This window comes from Bacillus sp. DNRA2 (genome assembly GCF_012843265.1).
Taxonomy (GTDB): Bacteria; Bacillota; Bacilli; order Bacillales; family Cytobacillaceae; genus Bacillus_BU.
This window is the reverse complement of sequence record NZ_JABAIT010000006.1, coordinates 52,559-73,308: the sequence shown is the minus strand read 5'-3', so window position 1 is coordinate 73,308 and position 20,750 is coordinate 52,559. Positions and strand designations below refer to the sequence as shown.

The window sequence follows — 20,750 nt, the reverse complement described above, 5'->3', positions numbered from 1 at the left end:
ATTAATGGTCGCTACTCACTTTGTGAGAAAGATAAACCATCGTTAACATTGTAAAAATAAATGCTTGGATTGCGCCGACAAAGACTGAGAAGCCTTGCCATGCTAGCATTGGTACAATTGCTGCAATAGTACCACCCACGCCAGTCGCAAGTCCGCTGGCTAATAAACCTAATAAAATTTCACCCGCATAAATATTCCCGTAAAGCCGCAGACCGAGAGTTAACGTATTCGCGAACTCTTCAATAATCTTAATTGGGAACATAAATGCAAACGGCTTTAGGAATTCTTTTCCGTATGCCGCTGTACCTCTCATCTTTACACCATAGTAATGAGATAAACCAACTACCATAGTAGCAAGTGTTAAGGTAACGACTGGGTCGGCTGTTGGTGATTTCCACCATAGCGTACCGTCGATTACAACTGAGAATGGAAGGCCTAACATGTTCGAAACAAACACATACATCATGATTGTAATACCTAAAACGTGGAATCTTCCACCAGTTTTCCAATCCATTGTGCTGTCGATAATGTTTTTAACGAAATCCATAACCCACTCAAAGAAGTTTTGCATTCCGGTCGGTCTCATTGCGAGTTTCCGTGTAGATAGGACTGCAATTAAGAAGACTATCACACTGGCGACCGTAATCATTAAAACGTTGGCCAAGTTAAAATTAAGACCAAGAAATTCAACTATAGGAGCTTCGTGATGCAACAGTATCACCTCTCTTCCGCGTTATTTATGTGAATGAAAAGATTGAAGAAAAAAATCTATCATAATGACAATATAGGATGTCATTAATCCCAAAACTACAGAAACAAGGTGAAATGATTCAGGATATCTCAAAGCAATCATTACTGCCAATGCCGCTGTCGCCATCCTCGAAAAGGATCCAAGCGAACGGACTTTTTTTCCTTGTAATACAGCATCACCGAACTTGTCTGTTTTTCGAACCATTAACCATAAATTAAACAGACTTAAGCTAGTTCCAAGAATCAAGCCTAGAAATACCGATTGATATGTAGTAAAACCCCAGCCTAAAACATATAAAGCCAGCAAAAAAAATATGTACTTCCGTTGGCGTGTATACATTGATTTAATCTCAAACATATTAGTGATCCCCTGATGAGAAGAATTGATTAACAAGTCGAAGCATTGCGAAGATTCCTGCTGCCAGACCAAGCATCAACCCAATAATGAGAAATAACGGCTCGGTTCCTACCCAGTTATCAAGTGCTCTACCGGCGAAAATCCCAATCAAGATGCATCCTACTAATGAGGATAAAATCCCTGACATGAGCGCCATAGCTTGAAACGGGCGACGGTTCTTTTGAGTCATAAAAAACACATCCTCCCTTTAAGAGAATGGTAATTTCTTTGTAGAATCTTGAAATTCGATTAGTCTTGGCTGCTGAAATTGTAGAAAAATCTTGATGGCTTTGTTAAAAATAGTATTGTAAATATTATGTATTCTCATGATGTTGGATGTGATTTTTGTTCAAAAATAACATTTTAATGAAGGCGAAAATATCAATACTAGCATTGTAAACCCTATCATTTTATACCCTTTGTTAGCATACAATAGCACTTTGGCATTGTCAATGTAAATTCAGGAAATAAGTCACAATTTGGACACGTTTTTTTAAATGTTCAAAATTTACACACTGTCAAACAATTCTTAATATAGTAAATTTTTTGTTGAAAATTATCGCCTAAATGCTGTCATTTCTAGGAACATCCGCCTTGTTTCTGTACTACAACAAAGCGGACCAGCTTGTGACTGTACCTAATTTTACAGGAATTGTATGTTATTGGAATCGACTTTCCTCACTTTTTGGCATAATTTTTATCATTGTTTCGAGCCTATCCTCTTTTCCGCCCTTTTTTGCAAACACCTTCGCTAAATACAGCCCCTCTTGCGGCAAATGCTCCCGACTGATTTCTTTTTCCAAAAGGCCATTCGGGACATTACGTGCCCAATCCAAATACCCGATAAATTCGAGTGTTTCAGGGTTAAATATCGCAATCCCAAACTCCTCAGCACCTCCTGGTAAATACACTTCATAGCGGTAGTTATCCTCCGCATCACCCACTCCTATCTCAAACCCCATCACGCGTGGATAATCTGGCTCTTCAAATACATAAAGGTATGGAATTCTGATGATGTCTGTCTCATCATGAAGCTCTAGGTAACCATCATAAATCTTCTCTGCGAAATGCTTTGGATCAATCGTCATGCTAATTTGAATTTGCTTTGCCTCACCAGGTGTAAGCTCAAAGCTTAACGGCAGACTCCAATTAATTCCCGGAATCTGCTTTGGCATTTTGAAATGATAGCTTTGCTTGTGATCGGCAGTGTTTGTTACGGTAAGACTAGTCTGATGCCTATGGTGATATTCCTGTAAGTTGAATTTCCCAAATTGGAGCGAACCAGGCGTGATGATTGATTTTGCCCGAATTGCTCGGATTGGCTGAATTCTTCCGGCACCTTGCTCATATGTTTGATAGTTTTTGCCTGTTTGATTTTTGATGGGTTTAGCTGTATTCATCAGGGCTGCTTTAATTTGCTCCGGCGGCCAATCGGGATGCGCCTGTTTGATGAGCGCAGCCGCTCCCGCCACATGGGGTGCTGCCATGCTCGTCCCCTGAAGTTCGAGATAACCACCTGGAATCGTACTATTGATCGCCACTCCTGGCGCAACAACATCCGGTTTTATTTCCCAACTTGACGTGACCGGTCCTCTTGAACTAAATTCTGCCAAATGATCAGTTTCTTCTATTAATAATGTTCTAACCGATAGTGGGCACAGTTTCTTTAAAGTCCGCCCGTCTTTTTGTGATGCCGACATAACCGGAATATTCAGCTTCTCTTCAAGATTCCCCATAAAGCTTCCTTTTGTATTGTTAAAAATAATAACTGCTTTCGCTCCGGCTCTAGCTGCGTTTTTCGCCTTTTGGGTGAAGGTCAGTTTGCCTCGTTCGAGAATGACGATTTTACCTTGTGCTTGCTTTAGTTCGTCGGTTCGACCCAAGCCCCCAAAAATTAATTCCGCAGTACGGTTATCTTGAGTCCAAGCACTGGAACCTTGGAGTGGTTCGAGACGGACTTTGGTAGGGAGGGGTTCAGACTGCGACTGGGACTCGGAGTCGGACTCGGACTCACGCACAGATTGGTTGCCTGTTTTAGCGCGAGAACTTTCATTTGGTAAAATTTCTAAATATGGTATGCGCTGTTTCGGCGTGGACGCACCAACGGATATTGCTTTTGTCGCTGTCCCCGGTGAGCCAACCGTCCAGCGATTTGGACCCGAATTCCCAGATGATGTGACAGAAGTGATTCCTGCTTCAACCGCTTTGTTAAGAGCCTGACTGATTGGCAAGTCCGGGCCATTGACACTATTGCCTAGCGAAAGGTTGAGAATATCGACTTTATCCTTGATAGCTTGCTCAATCGCGGCAATGACCTGTTCGGTTGTACCACTCCCACCTGGGCCAAGTGCGCGATAGGCGATAATATTCGCCTCAGGGGCCACACCTTTTATTTTGCCATTTGCGGCAATAATTCCAGCAACATGTGTACCGTGGATGGTAGACCGCCCCGCTATTCCTTTTGTCTCCATCGGATCCTTATCTCCGTCAACAAAATCCTGACCACCTTTGTAGTTCGCCTTTAGGTCCGGATGCGTGTAATCAACGCCAGTATCGATCACCCCGACGGTGACACCTTTACCGGTAAGATAGTTTCCTTGTTCATCGAGAAGTCTATTCGCTTTGTTGGCGTCGATGATATCTAGATTGGAACTGTTATGTGTATCGAGTGTTCCGAGCGCTTCGTATGCTGTTATGCGCGACGGTCCAATCGTTTCTATTTCGTACGTACTCACAGGTGAAATTCTGGTCGCTTCAATTTCGTACGTACTCACAGGTGAAATATTGATAATGTTTGATTGTTTTTTAGCCAACTGTTCTAGCGCTTTCATGGGGCCTTCTACCGAAAACCCAGTAAGGGCATGCTCAAACACATACCTTAGCTTCAGCTCGGGAAAGTCTTTTAAAATCTCCGCAGGCTGCTGCGGGTTTTCAAGCGTCACTATTGCGATTTTTTCAGTTTGGGGATTTTCGGTTGGGATAGGCGGATGAATTAGCCTTGCAGTTGGCGCTTCCGAAGTGTTGATATTGGTCTGAATGTGTATTGATGGGTGCGTTTTAACTTCAATTCGAGCATAGGTCTGGTGCAGCGCGCTGTTCACAATCATAAAAAGGATAAACACAGAAAGCAAGATACGCATGATGTGGACTCCTTTTTTGCTATTAGGTTTTTCTGTTAGGGTGAGAATTATACAAAAGGTGTAACTGTAGCTTCACGAAACCCGACAACAGTCTGCCCCTTACACTTAAAAATCTGGCGGGCGGTGGTAAAGTCGGTTTTTGTTTGCGCCAGTAGTGGGGAGGTTCATTCTTAAAAGGAGCTTTTTGGAGATATTTCGTGAGCAAAGTAATACAAACTCCCGGAATTGTTTATTAGAAATTTCCGTTGCAAAAATTAAGAAGTACTCCTCGACTGCCTTTATGTGAGCATTCCTGTTGTACGTTTTACATATTGCACAATACCAGTTTTGTGTTTCACGAGTCATATGAAACTGTCCACACTCTGGACATTGAATACCTTTTTTTAATTCAGTGGGATTTATATTGTATTTTTTTAAAATGGTTGGAGAAACAGGAGTGTGACTCTTTAGAAGGAGTTTTTTAATCTGTTGAATTTGTCTATTGGTTAGTATTTTTTCAGTGAATATAGATTCAAACTGTCTTATCTTCTGCAATATGACATCGGCGTAAATTAATTTTTGATATATTTGTTTGTTATCGTGTGTAGTGACAATTAAAGTTCTGCGGTCCGCTATTCCAACAAGGTCCTCAATCGGAACCTTAGGAATTTTATGTTTAGTTAGCCAATCTATCAATTTCACTTTGTGTCTTGCTACTTGGACTATCGGATTTGTGAAGCCTTGTTTAATACCGTCTAATTCCCTGATCATTTGGGTAGAGTCTTTCTCAAAGATTAACGTTCCGGCGATATGCTTTGATTCAATAATAAGGAAAAAATATGGAGAAATTAAGAGTGTGTCCATTTGGAAGGCACGGTTCGTATTGGAGATTAAGCGCAAATCAGCGAAAATAAGATAATCACTTGCTTTTAATTCTTCTAAATAGTAATCAATTTGCTTCTCACCTCGAAATCCTTTCATATAGTTCGTTCGATTTTCTTCAAGAATTGACCTTTTTGAATGTGTCAAAGGTATTCTATTTAGAATTGCATCAATTTCTCTAACAATTAGAGGTGTTTTTCGCTCTTTCACAAACAAGTAATATCCCTCCTAATGAAAATTTATAAATAATTTCGAGAATTAAGCGATTTATCCCTGCTATCATTCATGAAACATTATGACCATTTGATGACGATAAAATTTATGGGTCGCTTTTCGATTTTTATGGGTCACCTTTATGAAATTATGGGTCGCCTTTGAAATTTTATGGGTCACTTTCCGAAATTTATGGGTCAATGTGAATAAAATCACTCGCATCACGCTCCGCTCCAACCAAAAAAAATCAGCAAATTGAGCTTTTAACCATCTCATCCCAACGGTTAATCGCTAATACAATTTGCTGATCATTTATTTTATCCCGTAAACCTTGCACTTTTCGTAAAATCGGGTTTTGCCGATTTCGAGGAGTTTGGCCGCTGCTAGTTTATTACCATCGGCAGCTTGTAATGCTCCCAGAATTGCCTGTTTTTCGACGAAAGCGATTGTGTCTTTTAATGGTTGGATTATGGTTGGCAGCTGTAAAGAGTAATCTCCTTCTACCTCGGCTTGATTTTCCGGAACCACATAGCCCTCAACCCCAGCCAAATCACGAATATATAACGGAAGGTGCACGAGCTCAATCTGCGTTCCGGACAGAACATTAATCGCTCGCTCCAACACGTTTTCGAGCTCGCGAATGTTGCCTGGCCACGTATGCTGCTGAAGTCGTCCGATGACTTCGGGACTTAGCATGATGCCCTTCCGGTAAAATTTCTTTTCTATCTTCTCGACGAGCTTTTTCGCTAGAAGCTCAATATCTCCCTTTCGGTCGCGAAGCGGTGGGATATCAATCTTGATGACATTTAAGCGATAGTACAAGTCTTGGCGGAACTTGCCCTCTTTGACCATTTTCTCAAGATCGCGATGAGTCGCGCCGATGATGCGGACGTCAATTTTGATTGATTTTTGCCCGCCGACAGGCTGGATTTCTTTTTCCTGAAGCGCCCTAAGCAGCTTACTTTGCATCGACAGTGGCATGTCGCCAATTTCGTCGAGAAAAATAGTACCTTTATTGGCAAGCTGAAACAATCCCTTCTTGCCACCCTTTTTCGCACCAGTAAACGAGCCATCTTCGTAGCCGAACAACTCGGACTCAAGCAGGTGCTCCGGAATGGAAGCACAGTTGATAGGTACAAACGGCTTGAATGCACGAGGGCTATTATGGTGGATCGCATGTGCGAACAGCTCTTTTCCGGTGCCTGATTCGCCAATCAACAGAATCGAGGACATGCCCACAGACACCCGTTCGGCAAGCTTGCGGGCATTTAGGAATGTTTGACTGCGACCAATTAAATCAGCAAAGGAATATTTGCAGTTTAGGTCCTTTTCCATTTGTGTTTTATAAAAATTAAGCTCTTCAATGAGCATTTCAATTTGTTCTTTCGAGGAATGGATTTCATCAGGGTTACCGAACATCACTGTTCCAAAGGCGCCGACAAGTTCATTATCAATGATGATGGGAAAGCGGTTGGCAATCATTTCACTGCCTTTGACAGGTTGAAGGGCGGCAAGCTCCGGTTTCCCCGTTTTGACGACGATATGCATCCGTGTATTTTCAATTACTTCCTGAACCGGGCGACCGAGCGCATCCTCTGGTGTTATGCCGAAGAACTGACAATAACCAGCATTAATGTAGCGAATGATCCCCTCCCTATCTACCACAACTACGCGCTTGCCTGATAGATTCAAGATTTCCTCTACCCATTGTCTGGGAATTTGATCAATTCCAACGTTCACACCTTTCACCCCTACCCTTTTATCTCTCTACATTATACATGCAAATAGTAAGGAATCCCATTCGAAGGACCGAGATGAGATTCCTTTTTTAGTAGATTGGGTTATAGGATAAGAGTTTCGGAGCGTGATTAAGATTTAAATATCGATTATTGGGCTGTGTAACCCCCATCGATTACTGCTGCTTGCCCGGTAATTCCCCGGGCTCGATCACTTGCCAAAAACACAGCGTAATCAGCAATTTCAGTTACCGATAGCAGGCGCTTTTGCGGTACAAGCGGGTAGATGACCTCATCAATGACGCGCTCAAGGCTGACATTTCTCGTTTTAGCCAAATCGTCCAGCTGATTTCGCACGAGTGGAGTGTCAACATAGCCTGGGCAAAGTGAGTTAACGGTTATACCATTTGGTGCACCTTCTAATGCGGCGACCTTTGTTAAGCCAATAATGCCATGTTTGGCACTATTGTAAGCTGCTTTCCCCGCAAAGCCAACTAGGCCATTGATGGAAGCCATATTGATGATTCTGCCATAGCCTTGCTCCTTCATGATTGGGAAAACGTGCTTGATGCCGATAAACGGCGCGGTGAGCATAACCTTGAGCAATTGCTCGAATTTTTCCGTCGGGAATTCCTCGATTGGCGAAACAAATTGAAGCCCGGCATTGTTGACTAAAATATCGATGGCGCCGAACGTAGCCTTAACTTGCTGAATACTTTTCTTAAAATTGACCTCATCAGTCACATCACATTGTTCAGCGGCAGCTACAAAACCTTGCTGGGTTAGCTCGGATGCAACCGCTTCACACGTTTCAATGCTGAGATCAGATATTACGACCTTCGCACCTTCAGCGGCAAACGTTTTGGCAAGCTGAAGTCCGATTCCACTGGCAGCACCTGTAATAAACGCCACTTTCCCCTCTAACAAATTACTCATAGTCAATTCTCCTTGAATTTGCTTAGGTTTTTGCTAGGTTATATTTCGAACATTTCGGTGTTGGATGCACTTTTTGCGGTGTCGGAGTAATAATTGAAGTTTTTGATGATGAATATGATGTTTTTTGATTGTTTTCGAAATGTTTGATGGGCGGTGAGCGAGGCATGACTCATGACTCTCATGCCCCCCCACCCTGAGTATTATGTTTATTTTTCTAACTCTACAATACTAGCAATTCCCATTCCGCCGCCGATACAGAGAGTTGCTAGGCCATATTGTGTGTTACGGCGTTTCATTTCATGGAGCAGGGTAACGAGGACACGAGCACCGCTTGCGCCGATTGGGTGGCCAAGGGCAATGGCGCCGCCGTTTACGTTAAGGATTTCTCTCGGAATTTCGAGTCCTTGACCAACAGCGAGCGATTGCGCCGCAAAGGCTTCATTCGCTTCAACCAAGCCAATGTCTTCAATTGAAAGACCGGCTTTTTCGAGCGCCTTTTTCGTTGCTGGAATTGGCCCGACACCCATGATGCTTGGGTCGACTCCGGCACTTCCGTTGCCACGAAGGACCGCCATCGGCTTCACGCCTAATTCGTTTGCTTTGTCACGGCTCATGATGACGAAGGCAGCGGCGCCATCGTTAATACCGGATGCGTTACCTGCTGTTACTGTCCCGTCCTTTTTAAATGCTGGTTTCAATTTTCCTAGCGCTGCTGCTGTTGCACCAGCACGCGGATATTCATCTTGATCAAAACGAATTGGATCACCTTTACGGTTTGGCAGCAGAACTGGCACAATTTCATCCTGGAATTTGCCGTCCTTGATCGCTTGCTCAGCCTTCTGTTGGCTCCATGCCGCAAATTCATCCTGCTGCTCGCGCGTTAATCCGTATTGTTCTGCAATATTTTCAGCGGTGATCCCCATATGGTAATCATTGAAGGCACAATGCAAACCATCTTGAATCATGCTGTCAACGACCTTACCGTCACCCATTCGAAAGCCTGTCCGGCCCTTCGGAAGCAAGTATGGCGCGAGACTCATATTTTCCATCCCACCAGCCACAACGATGTCAGCATCTCCTAACTGAACCGCTTGTGCGGCAAGATGAACGGCTTTTAACCCCGAACCACAGAGCTTGTTAATTGCCATTGACGTTTTTTCAATTGGAATTCCGGCTTTTACAGCGGCCTGCCGTGCAGGTCCTTGGCCAATCCCCGCTTGGAGAACATTTCCCATAATGACTTCATCAACTTGCTCCGGCTTGATTCCGGCTCGATTTATCGCTTCTTTAATAACGACCGCTCCAAGCTCTGTTACTGGAGTGTTGCTCAATGACCCCATGAAACTTCCAATCGCTGTCCGAACGGCACTTACAATTACGACTTCACGCATAACAAATTCCCCCTATTCGCTATTTTTTCTCCCTGGTAGGACACCTTCCCCCTGGGTTACCCTTGTTGTATTCATGAAAGCGTTATCAGTCTGTGTCTGTACTACTCTTGTCCAGAAGGTTATAGGTGATTTATATTCTTCTTAACCTTTATATATGCATGTTCCGTGCCAAAAATAAGAATAGAATGCCGGTGAATTTTATATTTTTCTAAAAATGGCTATATAACGGGGTTTAGGATTCAGAAAAAAATAATAGCATTGATGATTACGAGGATAATAGAGTTGGATATTTTTCCGAAAAGATGGAATTTTCCATCAATACGGAAGTTTGTTTCCGGAAAAACGGAAAATAGTGTTAAGTTGTGAAACACTACATGTAAAGTAATGAAACAGTCTTTATTTTTAAATAAGCAATCAAGCTTGCCACTCTTGAATAATCGTCTTCACTTTTTTCTTATTGATGATATTGATGGCATAGTAGGTTACGGATTTCTCTTCCATGACCCGGACAGGATGGTGAGCGACTCCGTAAATTTCACCTAGTGTCAAAACATCTTCATGTGAAAAGGCAATCAGGATAATCATCGGCTTCCCGTTGCCGGTCCAAGTTCCCTTTGTGCCAAGCACAACTGGCAACGGATGCTCCTTTCCCTTGATGTAATCCGTTACCCATTCCTGCTCCGTTCTAGTTTTTAGCATCGTCAGACAACTCCCGCACAGTGTTTGTTGTGCTTATTTTTTTCAAAATCGCGCAGGATATTCTTGGAAAGACAAAAAAGAGGCTGCACCGTTTACCGGATTCGCCTCTTTGAACTGTTATTATTTTGTACCGAATAAACGGTCGCCGGCATCGCCTAGACCTGGAACGATGTAGCCATGGTCATTAAGCTTTTCATCAAGTGCCGCGATGAAAATGTCAACATCTGGATGAGCATTTTTAAGGGCTTCGACGCCTTCAGGTGCTGCGATTAAGCACATGAATTTAATGTGTTTCGCACCGCGTTTCTTTAAAGCGTGGATAGCTTCAATTGCTGAGCCACCAGTTGCCAACATTGGGTCAACCACGATAAAGTCACGTTCTTCAACATCACTAGGGAGCTTGATGTAATATTCTACCGGTTTTAAGGTTTCTGGGTCACGGTAAAGACCGATGTGGCCAACCTTTGCTGCTGGAATCAATTTTAAGATCCCGTCAACCATGCCGATTCCTGCACGTAAAATTGGCACAAGGCCGATTTTTTTACCGGATAGTACTTTTGATTTTGTTTTTGAAACCGGTGTCTCAACTTCAATATCTTCTAGCGGTAAATCACGGGTGATTTCAAACGCCATTAACGTTCCAACTTCATCAACGAGCTCACGGAATTCTTTTGTTCCAGTTTCTTTGTCACGGATGTATGTAAGTTTATGCTGGATGAGTGGATGGTCGAAAACATATACTTTTGCCAATTGTCTCGCTCCTTCGTTTATCAATTTTTGTCGTACTATGTAAAACGCTGTACCACACTTCGATTTATTTTACAGAAAAAAGCTTTAACAGGCAACAATCTTTATGCACTTATCACGTAATTGCAATATATGTTTATGGTTTCCGTCATGATGCGAAAAAAATCAATTTTTTTGTGAGATGTTAAAGGGGGCTTGAAGTTTTTTAACAAGCTGTTGATTTCCGTTCCGGGCGCTCCGCTCCAATCAACTCTGTAAGTATCAACATTTTTTACTCACCTTCACAAAAATCGGGATGGTCTTGTGACCATCCCGAGTGTTTGTGATTAATATGCTGGATATAATGGGAATTTCGCAGTTAGAGCTGCAACGCGCTCACTTGCTTCTTGAAGTTTCGCTTCATCTTCATGATTTTTAAGTGCAAGGGCGATGATGCTTGCGATTTCATCCATTTCCGCTACGCCGAAGCCACGAGATGTTGCAGCAGCTGTACCGATACGGATACCGCTTGTTACGAACGGGCTTTTTGGATCGTAAGGAATTGTATTTTTGTTTACAGTAATTCCGATTTGGTCAAGAACGTGTTCTGCCACTTTACCAGTTAAATCAAGTGATTGCAGGTCAACTAGTAATAGGTGGTTGTCAGTTCCGCCAGATACAAGGTTGATGCCTTCATTTTGCAAGCCAGCAGCGAGGCGGGCAGCGTTTGTGATGATGTTTTTCGCATAATCTTTAAAGCTGTCTTGAAGTGCTTCACCAAATGCTACTGCTTTTGCAGCGATTACGTGCATTAATGGACCACCTTGAACGCCTGGGAAGATTGATTTATCAATTGCTTTTGCGAATTCTTCACGGCACATGATCATACCGCCACGAGGTCCGCGAAGCGTTTTGTGAGTAGTTGTTGTTACGAATTCTGCGTAAGGCACTGGGCTTGGATGTAAGCCTGCTGCTACAAGACCAGCGATGTGCGCCATATCAACCATTAAGTAAGCGCCAACTTCATCAGCGATTTCACGGAACTTCGCGAAGTCAATGACACGAGGATATGCTGATGCACCCGCAACGATTAATTTTGGTTTGTGCTCTAATGCTTTGGCACGAACATCTTCATAATCGATGTAGTGAGTTTCTTTGTCTACACCGTACTCGATGAAGTTGAATTGTAGACCACTGAAGTTAACTGGGCTACCGTGAGTTAAGTGACCACCCATGGAAAGGTTCATTCCAAGTACAGTGTCACCGTGCTGTAGGATGGCATAGTAAACAGCCATGTTTGCTTGGGCACCAGAGTGCGGTTGAACGTTAACATGCTCTGCTCCGAAAATTTGCTTTGCACGATCGCGAGCGATGTCCTCTGCGATATCGACGTATTCACAGCCACCATAGTAGCGTTTACCAGGGTAACCTTCTGCGTATTTGTTAGTTAAAACGGAACCTTGTGCTTCCATAACTGCTTCACTTACAAAGTTTTCAGAAGCGATTAGTTCGATGTTGTTGCGTTGACGTCCTAATTCTTTTTGAATGGCTTGGTATACTTGTTCGTCTTGACGAGCTAAATTTTTCATATTAATCCCCTTTCTTTATTTAAACGAAGTCTATTTCCGAACTATTATTTGAAAATTCTATTACATTTTACACGGTTTTTGTCTAAAAAGAAAGAATGAAAGCGAGATTAGGCGAAAAGTAAACGGATACATTTTAAAATTTCCGAATGATAGTGATTTCGGGGTGGCACAAAAGGTAATGTTTGGTTATTCTGTGGCATTTGCATTTACCTGAGTAAGATTTTTTGGTGCTAGGTAAATGCATTTCGCGTTTGTATTTACATGAGTCGGTTTTTTTGAGGCTATGTAAATGCATTTCTATGTTCGAACCTTAGCCTTGCCCGACAAACTGTTTTATTTTTCCCAAAAAAGAAAAGATAAGTACCTGTGTGTACTTACCTTTGGTTTGTATATCAATTTAGTGACAAGTAGTGTTGTCGACGGTGCGCTCGTAGACAGCGCGAGGGCCGCCAATCAGTTTTGGCCGTGTTTTCGCCAAGATTACACGAGCTGAGCCAACGGTCCGCTGCTCGGTTCGAACAGGAACGGCGACACGCTTGAGGTGCATGCCAATCATCGTTTCACCAATGTCGATTCCGGCTTCGGCCTGAACAGCCTCAACCATAACAGGGTCGCTGAGATGCGCGTAAGCGTAAGTGGCCATCGCACCGCCTGCACTTTGAATCGGAATCACGGAAACCTCATCGAAATTGCGCTCGATTGCCGTTTGCCGTTCAATCACAAGCGCGCGATTTAGATGCTCACAGCATTGGAATGCCAGCTTGAATCCAATTTGCGCTTGATACTTTGTTAAAACACGAAAAATCATTTCCGCAACCTCAGTTGATCCAGCTGTGCCGATGCGCTGGCCGATGACTTCGCTTGTACTGCAGCCAATTACAACAAGATTGCCTGATTTCAAATCAACCTGATTAAAAAAGCTACTTAAAATATTGTCTAATTCGGTTTCCCAAACTTGTACTGACACGAGGCCCTCCTCCTTTCTGCGCCCATAATCATCTTCCGTTTTACCGGAAATTGTTGCCGTGACTTATGGATGGGCAGTGGCTTCCGGCTTTGGCGTCTAGTTAAGGCGCACCGGGTTTGCCAAATTATTTACCTAATTCAATTGCGGTAATTTTGTTCACGCGATTAGCATGACGACCGCCTTGAAATTCTGTTGTTAACCAAGCTTTTGCAATTTCACGAGCAAGACCCGCTCCGATGACGCGTTCACCCATTGTTAAAATATTGCTGTCGTTGTGCTCACGAGTAGCGATTGCTGAGAATACGTCATGAACTAGCGCAGCGCGGATGCCCTTCACCTTATTTGCGGCGATGCTCATGCCAATTCCGGTGCCACAAACGAGGATGCCGCGATCAAATTCGCCCGATGCTACTTTTTCAGCAACCGGTAAAGCGTAGTCTGGGTAGTCAACTGAGGATTCGCACTCACAGCCAAAATCTTCATATTGAATGCCCATTTCATCCATTAAATTCTTTATTTCTTCACGAAGGACTAGTCCACCGTGATCAGATGCGATTGCTACTTTCATTATTGTTTCCTCCTGTTATCTAAACCATATATTTAAACATCATTATTTTGACATGAAAGTAGTAAGATTTCAAATTTATCTTTGCAGTAATAATTACTTTTCACTAGTAAGGCGATTAATGATTTTATCGATGGTGTTTTCGATTTCGGCGAAGGTTTGCCGGTAGAGTTCGAGTGGTCCACCGAACGGGTCAACCACATCTTGACCTATAAAGCTGTCTTCAACCGCCGCAAATTCCTTTATCGTGTATGTTTTGTTCGCTGCTTGTGGAAAATAGGCGAGCACCGATGCCTTATGGCCAACCGTCATCGTGAAAATATGAGTGGCCCAATTGATTTCCGCTTCAGAAAGCATCGTGGAGCGGTGCTCCTCTGGAATGTTGTTCTCACCAAGCACGGTCCGAGCATGGGAAGATGCTGGGCTGCCATCAACCGCGAAAACCCCTGCAGACTTTACTTCGATGCCTTCAACTGCTTTATTTTTTAAAATAGCCTCGGCCATTGGGCTTCTACATGTATTCCCTGTGCAAACAAATAAAATCCGCATTTTCATCCCTCCAGTCTTTACTTCCATTATAAGCATTATTGGACGAATCACATAATAATGAAACCTGCTGTCGAATGCATACCATTTACTCGTACCAATCCGGAAAAAGGGCACATATACTCGAGCAAATAAAAAAACCCTAGTCGCGAACTAAGGTTTCAAGATGGAACGGTTTATCATATAGGCAAAAGGAGCTTGAGACCAAAGCCGAGGAGGATGCTGCCACCGAGCGCTTCGCTATAGGTGCCAAGCCAGCCTTGCACTTTGCGGCCGACAAGGAGTCCCGCCCAGGTCAACAGAGTCGCGGCAATCCCAAAGCTAATCAGGACAGCCAGCGTTTTTGCTTTGTAAATTCCGAGCGTCAGACCGACGGAAAAACTGTCAAGGCTCACGCTTAATGCAAACACGATAAGACCAAAGCCGACCGGTGTAATGAGGCGGTTTTCCTCGCTTTTTAGGCTCGACCAAATCATTTGCAGTCCGAGAATCAGCAATAGCAATCCTCCGGCATAGCCGGCAAATTGCCCAAATTTATCTGACAGAAATCTTCCAGCAATGATGCCTAACAGCGGCATCCAAACGTGAAATAACCCTATCATAACGCCGATTTTGAATATTTGCTTGAGCTTGAGGCGGATCATGCCCATGCCAAGACCGACGGAAAAGGCATCCATTCCTAATGCAAATGCCATCACACACAAGGTGAACATTTCACCAATCATTGCGGCCAAATCTTTCGCCCCCTTGGACACTTGGACTTACTAATTCAACATATGCACGTCCACAAGGGTTTAGACTTAAGAAAAAGCCTGAATCTTGAGGTGAAAAGATTCAGGCCCTAGCAATTAGCTTATTTTACGACGGATATTTTCGATTTCATCAGCAACAAACTGGACGTTTGTGCCAACAATGACTTGGATACTTTGTGGTCCGACAATATTAATTCCTGGAACACCAGTTGCCTTAATCATTTTTTGGTCGACTAGTTTCATATCTTTCACTTCTACTCTTAGGCGCGTAATACAATTATCAACTGAAATGACGTTTATATCTCCACCTAAGCCTTCATAAATACTAGCAGCCATTGCGGAAAATCTTGATTTTCCATTAAGCTCAACCACTTTTGCGGTAGCATCTTCATCTGCATCTTCATCGCGTCCTGGTGTCATTAAGTTAAACTTAGTAATCAAGAAGCGGAATCCGAAATAATAAATGACTGCAAACACTAAGCCTTGAACGATTAACATAAATGGCTGATTGGCAATCGGTATTTTTAAACTTAACACAAAGTCTACCAAACCAGCGCTAAAGCCAAACCCAGCTGTCCAATGGAACATCGCCGCTACAGCTAGAGAAAGACCTGTTAATAAAGCATGGATGAAATATAATAATGGCGCAGCAAACATAAAGGCAAATTCAAGCGGTTCTGTAACTCCCGTAAAGAATGACGCAACCCCTGCGGCAAGCATCAATGCGGCTACTTGCTTTTTCTTTTTGGTTTTAGCAGTATGATACATCGCTAATGCTGCTGCTGGTAAACCAAACATCATCACAGGGAAAAATCCTGCTTGATACATACCAGTAACGCCTTGTTCACCTTTACTTGCCCAGAAATTACCGATATCGTTAATTCCGGCGACATCAAACCAGAATACGGAGTTTAAGGCATGGTGTAATCCAATTGGAATGAGTAAGCGGTTTAAGAAGCCATAGATACCTGCACCTACTGCCCCTAAATCACTGATTGTTTTACCGAAGCTTACTAAACCTGAGAAAATCGCCGGCCATACAAAGTACAATACAAATGATGCAGCAAGCATAGCCAAAGCGGTCATAATCGGAACAAGTCGCTTACCACTGAAGAAAGATAAAGCATCAGGCAACTTCACATGGCTGAAGCGATTGTACATGATCGATGCGATAATCCCTGAGAAAATTCCAATGAATTGTGTACCGATTTTTGCAAAAGCAGGATTAACTGCTTCTGGCTCAATCCCTTGAAGCAATGCCACTGAATTGGTTGATAGTACAGTCGTTACAACAAGATATCCAACCAACCCGCTCAATGCCGCGGAGCCATCCTTGTCCTTCGACATTCCAAGTGCAACCCCAACGGCAAATAAAATTGCCATATTATCAATAATTGACCCACCTGCTTTGATTAAAAATGCAGCAACAGGGCTGTCTGCTCCCCAGCCTGTTGGGTCAATCCAATAACCAATCCCCATTAAAATTGCCGCTGCAGGCAATACTGCAACTGGCAGCATTAAAGAACGTCCTAATTTTTGAAGATATTTCATTAACATTTATGATTCCTCCTAACGTTTTGTTAAGATGTAATACGAAAAAATATAAACAGATAAATGCTTTAAAAAAATAAGTATGATTTTAAAAATGATGATGGTAAAAATATGAATCCATTAATGTTTCCGTAATCTTTCAATATGGAGCGTGATAAAAGCTAGTTCATGATCTGGTAGTTCTACTCCATGCATTTCCGCCAAATCCTTTGCCACACTTAAGGTACATTGATGAGAATGATGGAACTTCTTTATAATCATCTCTTGCATTTCACGATCCATCGTATGGTGTTCGTATTGGTTCACCCTCGTTAAAGCAAACCGCAAGTGGGTAATAAGGCGTTGATACGATAGGTCATCTTCATTCACCTTGATGTTCATGAATTCCATAATCCGATGAACCATATCTCTAATAATGGTGGTTTGTCTGACTGTTTGCCGCAGGTCACCTCCTTTAAGCTTCATCGTATGAATATGAAGGGCAATAAACGCTGCCTCGTCAACCGGCATCTCAATATTTAATGCCTTTTTGATATGCCCGATTGCCCAAATACCTACTTCGTATTCTTTTGGATATAAAATCTTAATTTCTTGGAGCAGCTTATTTTTTATGTGAATTCCATCCCGTTCTCTTTCAATCGCAAAAGAGATATGATCGGTAAGGACAATATGAATATGTTCATTTAATTGGGTGCCGAGAAACTCCTCAGCGTAAGAAATGATTTGCTCTGAAATAATAAAATGCTCGCCTGGAATTCGGCTAAGTAGCTGGCCTAGCTTTTCGTTTTCCTTCAATACAAATAACTTTTCAATTTTCTGGGGGTTAACGATATCATTTCTACTCTTTTGAAAAGCAACGCCTGCACCAATCGCAATTTTCTCTTCATTTCCATCAATTACGACCACAGCGTTGTTATTTAGTATTTTTGTAATTTTCATCGGTAGATCTCCTCGTATGAAATCGTCGTTCAATCCATTATTAACTGGAGGCTGTCAAGATGACTGACTTCCCGTGCTGGACCTCTTTTTCAGCGGTAACAGCATACGTTTTTTCGCTATTTTGGCTATTTGTAATCACAATCGGTGTGACGATATTTTTTCCATTAGCCTTCAAAAATTCCCAATCAACTTCTATTAATAAGTCGCCCATCGATACTTCGTCACCAAGCTTGACCGGCACATGAAAGCCTTGCCCCTTCAACGAAACCGTGTCCAAGCCGACATGAATGAGAATTTCTGTCCCATCCTTTGTTAAAATTCCTACGGCGTGCTTTGTATTCGCGATTTGAATAATGGTTCCGTTTACAGGAGCATACACATTTCCAGTTTCAGGAATAACCGCTACGCCCTCTCCCATCATTTTTTGACTAAAAACAGGGTCTGGAACTTCCTCAAGCGGAATGACTTTTCCATCAACAGGTGTGAATATTTGTAATTGGTCCTTTTTAAAAAATTTCCATGCCATTGCTGTTTACTCCTTATTATGAATTTATTCGTGAGGATTCAGTCACAAGTTTAAAATGAACACAAAAAGGCATGGGGTAAAATAAAAAGTCTACGAGCAACTTTTATTTACCACCATGCCTGATCGAATCAGTAACATGTGATCAATATTATGTTTATATAACATATTCTATCATCTAGTTTCGAAAATGCAAGGTGAAAAACGATTTATTTTATAGATATCTATACCAATCTTATCTTATTAAAGAAGAGAGTAATGGCTAAACACCAGTATATCAACGTTCAGCATCACCATACCTTTACTCTCTGTATTGGTATAGACAACCATACGATGTCAATGCTACTATAGGAATAGTTCAAGAAAGGATGGAATTCGAATGGGGACTCTTCACAATCATCGTACTTTATTCAAGAATGTCCAAATATATACGGAAACAAACATGATTGTAAATGGTTATATCAAAACAAATAACACGAAAATAATCGAAATAGGCAGTATGAACGACCTCAAAGACGAGGATGAATTTGAAATCGTTGAACTGCCTTCCAATTATACAGCCATTCCCGGGTTGATTGATATGCATATTCACGGCGTAAGTGGTGCCGATACGATGGATGGAACTTACGAAGCACTCGAGACGATGGTAACAGCACTTCCACAGGAAGGTACGACTAGCTTCCTCGCAACAACCATGACACAAGCGCAAACTTTAATTGAAAAAGCATTATTAAATGCCGGTCAATATATAAATGCGCAACCCGCACAGGGCTGTGCAGAGATCCTCGGGATTCATCTTGAAGGCCCATTCGTGAATCCAAAAATGGCTGGGGCGCAACCGATTCAGCATATCGTTGACCCTAACCTTTCATTATTTAATAAATGGCAGGATTTATCCAGGCAAACCATCAAGCAGGTTACAATTGCACCGGAACAATCAGGTGGCTTAGAATTAATACGTCATTTTAAAAAAACTGGCATTATCGCTTCAATTGGACACTCCAATGCGACGTATGATGATATGGATGAAGCCATTGCCGCCGGTGCCAATCAGCTAACCCATCTATATAACCAAATGCGCCCCTTGCATCACCGTGAACCAGGGGTCGTTGGTGCTGCCTTCTTACGCAAAGAATTAAAGGCGGAAATAATTTGCGATGGAATTCACGCTCGACCAGAGATGGTTAAGCTTGCCTATCAGCAAAAGCATAGTGATGGCTTAATTTTGATAACAGATGCCATGCGCGCAAAATGCCTTAAGAACGGTCAATACGATCTCGGCGGACAAACGGTTACCGTAACGGATGGAAAAGCTGTCCTTCATGACGGAACAATTGCTGGTAGTGTTTTAAAATTAGGACAAGCTTTGAAAAACATCATCGGCTTTACCGGTTGTTCACTGGCTGAGGCGATTGAGATGGCTTCGGTCAATCCAGCTAAGCAATTAAACCTATTTGATCGAAAAGGCAGCCTTGCCGTTGGAAAAGACGCTGACATCGTCATCCTTGATGATCAATTAGAAGTGTTTATGACTTTTTGCCGCGGCAAACTCGGCTTTAAAAAACAATAGAAAGGAGCTGTCCCTAGAAATGATCGATAAAAACTCTCCGATTCCAATATATTTCCAACTAGCAGAATCGATTAAAGAGCTAATCGAAAAAGGTGAGCTACGTCCCGGTGATGCACTTCCAGCCGAAAGAGAATATGCAGAGCAGTATCAAATTAGCCGGATGACCGTCAGACAGGCCTTCACCCAGCTTGTTAACGAAGGATATTTACATCGTTTACAAGGTAAAGGAACCTTTGTGTCTGAGCGAAAAATTGAACAGCCGCTTCAAGGTTTAACCAGCTTTTCCGAAGATATGAAACAAAGAGGCTACGAGCCAGAAAGCAGATTGCTCCATTTTGAAATTATCCCTGCTACCAGTAAGATTGCAGGTCAACTGTCGATTCAAGAACACGGACCAGTATATGAAATCAAACGGATTCGCCTAGCTGACGGGGTCCCCATGGCTTTAGAAACGAATTATATTTCTGCCAATCTCGTTAAGGGTCTAACCGAGCAAATTGTGAATCAATCACTTTATGAGTACATTGAAGGCCAATTACATTTACAAATCGACCGAGCTCAGCAAGTAATCGAATCATCGATTGCGATAGAAAGTGAAGCTAGCCTATTAAACATCAACAAGGGTGCTCCCGTCATGCTGATTCAAAGACAAACCTTTCTTCATGATGGCACCCCTGTCGAATTTGTAAAATCAACCTACCGTGCCGACCGCTATAAGTTCATGATTGAGATGAAGCGGTAATACGAAAAGCGGAAGCGGCTTGCCCAGGGGCGACAGGCATAAGACGAATCACGTAAGAGGCGTTAGCCTCTGAAGTGATTTGGCTTATGACCCCGAGCCCCTAGCCGCTGGAGCTAGACAAAATAGAAAAGCGGAAAGCGCCTAAGCTAGATACTAA

At 42.6% G+C, this 20,750-nt stretch carries 20 protein-coding genes; 2 read left to right on the top strand and 18 right to left on the bottom strand.

Translation table 11 applies throughout. From position 1 onward, the window contains the following. Position 1: 1 nt before the first annotated feature. The 18 genes from atpB to HHO41_RS07135 form a co-directional block, all read right to left on the bottom strand. Entirely contained in the window at positions 2-712 is a 711-nt protein-coding gene (gene atpB / locus HHO41_RS07220) for a F0F1 ATP synthase subunit A (RefSeq protein WP_169096984.1), read from the bottom strand. A gap of 21 nt (positions 713-733) precedes the next feature. After that, entirely contained in the window at positions 734-1,108 is a 375-nt protein-coding gene (locus HHO41_RS07215; RefSeq protein ID WP_169096982.1) for an ATP synthase subunit I, read from the bottom strand. A 1-nt stretch (position 1,109) separates the two neighbouring features. Further along, on the bottom strand, positions 1,110-1,337 hold the full coding sequence (locus HHO41_RS07210; RefSeq protein ID WP_169096980.1) for an AtpZ/AtpI family protein: 228 nt from the start codon (positions 1,335-1,337) through the stop codon (positions 1,110-1,112). 469 nt (positions 1,338-1,806) lie between these two features. Next, positions 1,807-4,287 (bottom strand): S8 family serine peptidase, encoded by a 2,481-nt coding sequence (locus HHO41_RS07205; RefSeq protein ID WP_169096979.1) that lies wholly within the window; start codon positions 4,285-4,287, stop codon positions 1,807-1,809. Between the two features lie 105 nt (positions 4,288-4,392). Next, positions 4,393-5,358, bottom strand: a complete 966-nt coding sequence (locus HHO41_RS07200) for a nuclease-related domain-containing protein (RefSeq protein ID WP_348981238.1) — start codon at positions 5,356-5,358, stop codon at positions 4,393-4,395. Positions 5,359-5,673: 315 nt separating this feature from the next. Then, on the bottom strand, positions 5,674-7,101 hold the full coding sequence (locus HHO41_RS07195; protein ID WP_169096975.1) for a sigma 54-interacting transcriptional regulator: 1,428 nt from the start codon (positions 7,099-7,101) through the stop codon (positions 5,674-5,676). Between the two features lie 146 nt (positions 7,102-7,247). Beyond that, positions 7,248-8,033, bottom strand: coding sequence for a 3-hydroxybutyrate dehydrogenase (locus HHO41_RS07190; protein WP_169096973.1), 786 nt, complete (start codon positions 8,031-8,033; stop codon positions 7,248-7,250). Positions 8,034-8,239: 206 nt separating this feature from the next. Continuing rightward, positions 8,240-9,424 carry an acetyl-CoA C-acetyltransferase gene (locus HHO41_RS07185; RefSeq protein ID WP_169096971.1) on the bottom strand — a complete coding sequence of 395 codons (1,185 nt, stop codon included), beginning with the start codon at positions 9,422-9,424 and terminating at the stop codon, positions 8,240-8,242. A gap of 414 nt (positions 9,425-9,838) precedes the next feature. Then, positions 9,839-10,123, bottom strand: a complete 285-nt coding sequence (locus HHO41_RS07180; RefSeq protein WP_169096969.1) for a hypothetical protein — start codon at positions 10,121-10,123, stop codon at positions 9,839-9,841. Between the two features lie 120 nt (positions 10,124-10,243). Continuing rightward, positions 10,244-10,873, bottom strand: coding sequence for a uracil phosphoribosyltransferase (gene upp / locus HHO41_RS07175; RefSeq protein WP_169096967.1), 630 nt, complete (start codon positions 10,871-10,873; stop codon positions 10,244-10,246). 323 nt (positions 10,874-11,196) lie between these two features. Then, positions 11,197-12,438: a serine hydroxymethyltransferase gene (gene glyA / locus HHO41_RS07170; RefSeq protein ID WP_169096965.1), complete on the bottom strand. Its 1,242-nt coding sequence runs from the start codon at positions 12,436-12,438 to the stop codon at positions 11,197-11,199. Positions 12,439-12,835: 397 nt separating this feature from the next. Further along, complete coding sequence (locus HHO41_RS07165) at positions 12,836-13,405, bottom strand: TIGR01440 family protein (protein ID WP_169096963.1); 570 nt, start codon at positions 13,403-13,405, stop codon at positions 12,836-12,838. A gap of 124 nt (positions 13,406-13,529) precedes the next feature. Next, positions 13,530-13,973, bottom strand: a complete 444-nt coding sequence (gene rpiB, locus HHO41_RS07160) for a ribose 5-phosphate isomerase B (protein ID WP_169096961.1) — start codon at positions 13,971-13,973, stop codon at positions 13,530-13,532. A gap of 93 nt (positions 13,974-14,066) precedes the next feature. Further along, positions 14,067-14,525, bottom strand: coding sequence for a low molecular weight protein arginine phosphatase (locus HHO41_RS07155; RefSeq protein WP_169096959.1), 459 nt, complete (start codon positions 14,523-14,525; stop codon positions 14,067-14,069). A gap of 170 nt (positions 14,526-14,695) precedes the next feature. Then, positions 14,696-15,241, bottom strand: a complete 546-nt coding sequence (locus tag HHO41_RS07150; protein WP_211171077.1) for a manganese efflux pump — start codon at positions 15,239-15,241, stop codon at positions 14,696-14,698. Positions 15,242-15,364: 123 nt separating this feature from the next. Further along, entirely contained in the window at positions 15,365-16,825 is a 1,461-nt protein-coding gene (gene nagE, locus HHO41_RS07145) for an N-acetylglucosamine-specific PTS transporter subunit IIBC (RefSeq protein ID WP_169096955.1), read from the bottom strand. 114 nt (positions 16,826-16,939) lie between these two features. After that, positions 16,940-17,758, bottom strand: coding sequence for a PRD domain-containing protein (locus HHO41_RS07140; protein WP_169096953.1), 819 nt, complete (start codon positions 17,756-17,758; stop codon positions 16,940-16,942). Positions 17,759-17,798: 40 nt separating this feature from the next. Next, the gene (locus tag HHO41_RS07135) at positions 17,799-18,284 is read right to left on the bottom strand and encodes a PTS sugar transporter subunit IIA (protein ID WP_169096951.1); all 486 of its coding nucleotides are present in this window, start codon (positions 18,282-18,284) and stop codon (positions 17,799-17,801) included. A 376-nt stretch (positions 18,285-18,660) separates the two neighbouring features. Here HHO41_RS07135 and nagA point away from each other — a divergent pair, with 376 nt between their 5' ends. Then, positions 18,661-19,851, top strand: coding sequence for an N-acetylglucosamine-6-phosphate deacetylase (nagA, locus tag HHO41_RS07130; protein WP_169096949.1), 1,191 nt, complete (start codon positions 18,661-18,663; stop codon positions 19,849-19,851). A gap of 19 nt (positions 19,852-19,870) precedes the next feature. Continuing rightward, a complete protein-coding gene (phnF, locus tag HHO41_RS07125; RefSeq protein ID WP_169096946.1) occupies positions 19,871-20,593 on the top strand; it encodes a phosphonate metabolism transcriptional regulator PhnF in 723 nt (240 codons plus the stop codon). The last annotated feature ends 157 nt before the right edge of the window (positions 20,594-20,750 follow it).

Excerpts from the sequence above, each read along its gene's own strand:
- HHO41_RS07215 (WP_169096982.1), bottom strand. The coding sequence starts at position 1,108 with ATGTTTGAGATTAAATCAATGTATACACGCCAACGGAAGTACATATTT.
- HHO41_RS07210 (WP_169096980.1), bottom strand. The coding sequence starts at position 1,337 with ATGACTCAAAAGAACCGTCGCCCGTTTCAAGCTATGGCGCTCATGTCA.
- HHO41_RS07205 (WP_169096979.1), bottom strand. The coding sequence starts at position 4,287 with ATGCGTATCTTGCTTTCTGTGTTTATCCTTTTTATGATTGTGAACAGC.
- HHO41_RS07190 (WP_169096973.1), bottom strand. The coding sequence starts at position 8,033 with ATGAGTAATTTGTTAGAGGGGAAAGTGGCGTTTATTACAGGTGCTGCC.
- HHO41_RS07185 (WP_169096971.1), bottom strand. The coding sequence starts at position 9,424 with ATGCGTGAAGTCGTAATTGTAAGTGCCGTTCGGACAGCGATTGGAAGT.
- HHO41_RS07180 (WP_169096969.1), bottom strand. The coding sequence starts at position 10,123 with ATGCTAAAAACTAGAACGGAGCAGGAATGGGTAACGGATTACATCAAG.
- glyA (WP_169096965.1), bottom strand. The coding sequence starts at position 12,438 with ATGAAAAATTTAGCTCGTCAAGACGAACAAGTATACCAAGCCATTCAA.
- rpiB (WP_169096961.1), bottom strand. The coding sequence starts at position 13,973 with ATGAAAGTAGCAATCGCATCTGATCACGGTGGACTAGTCCTTCGTGAA.
- HHO41_RS07155 (WP_169096959.1), bottom strand. The coding sequence starts at position 14,525 with ATGAAAATGCGGATTTTATTTGTTTGCACAGGGAATACATGTAGAAGC.
- HHO41_RS07150 (WP_211171077.1), bottom strand. The coding sequence starts at position 15,241 with ATGATTGGTGAAATGTTCACCTTGTGTGTGATGGCATTTGCATTAGGA.
- nagE (WP_169096955.1), bottom strand. The coding sequence starts at position 16,825 with ATGTTAATGAAATATCTTCAAAAATTAGGACGTTCTTTAATGCTGCCA.
- HHO41_RS07140 (WP_169096953.1), bottom strand. The coding sequence starts at position 17,758 with ATGAAAATTACAAAAATACTAAATAACAACGCTGTGGTCGTAATTGAT.
- HHO41_RS07135 (WP_169096951.1), bottom strand. The coding sequence starts at position 18,284 with ATGGCATGGAAATTTTTTAAAAAGGACCAATTACAAATATTCACACCT.
- nagA (WP_169096949.1), top strand. The coding sequence starts at position 18,661 with ATGGGGACTCTTCACAATCATCGTACTTTATTCAAGAATGTCCAAATA.
- phnF (WP_169096946.1), top strand. The coding sequence starts at position 19,871 with ATGATCGATAAAAACTCTCCGATTCCAATATATTTCCAACTAGCAGAA.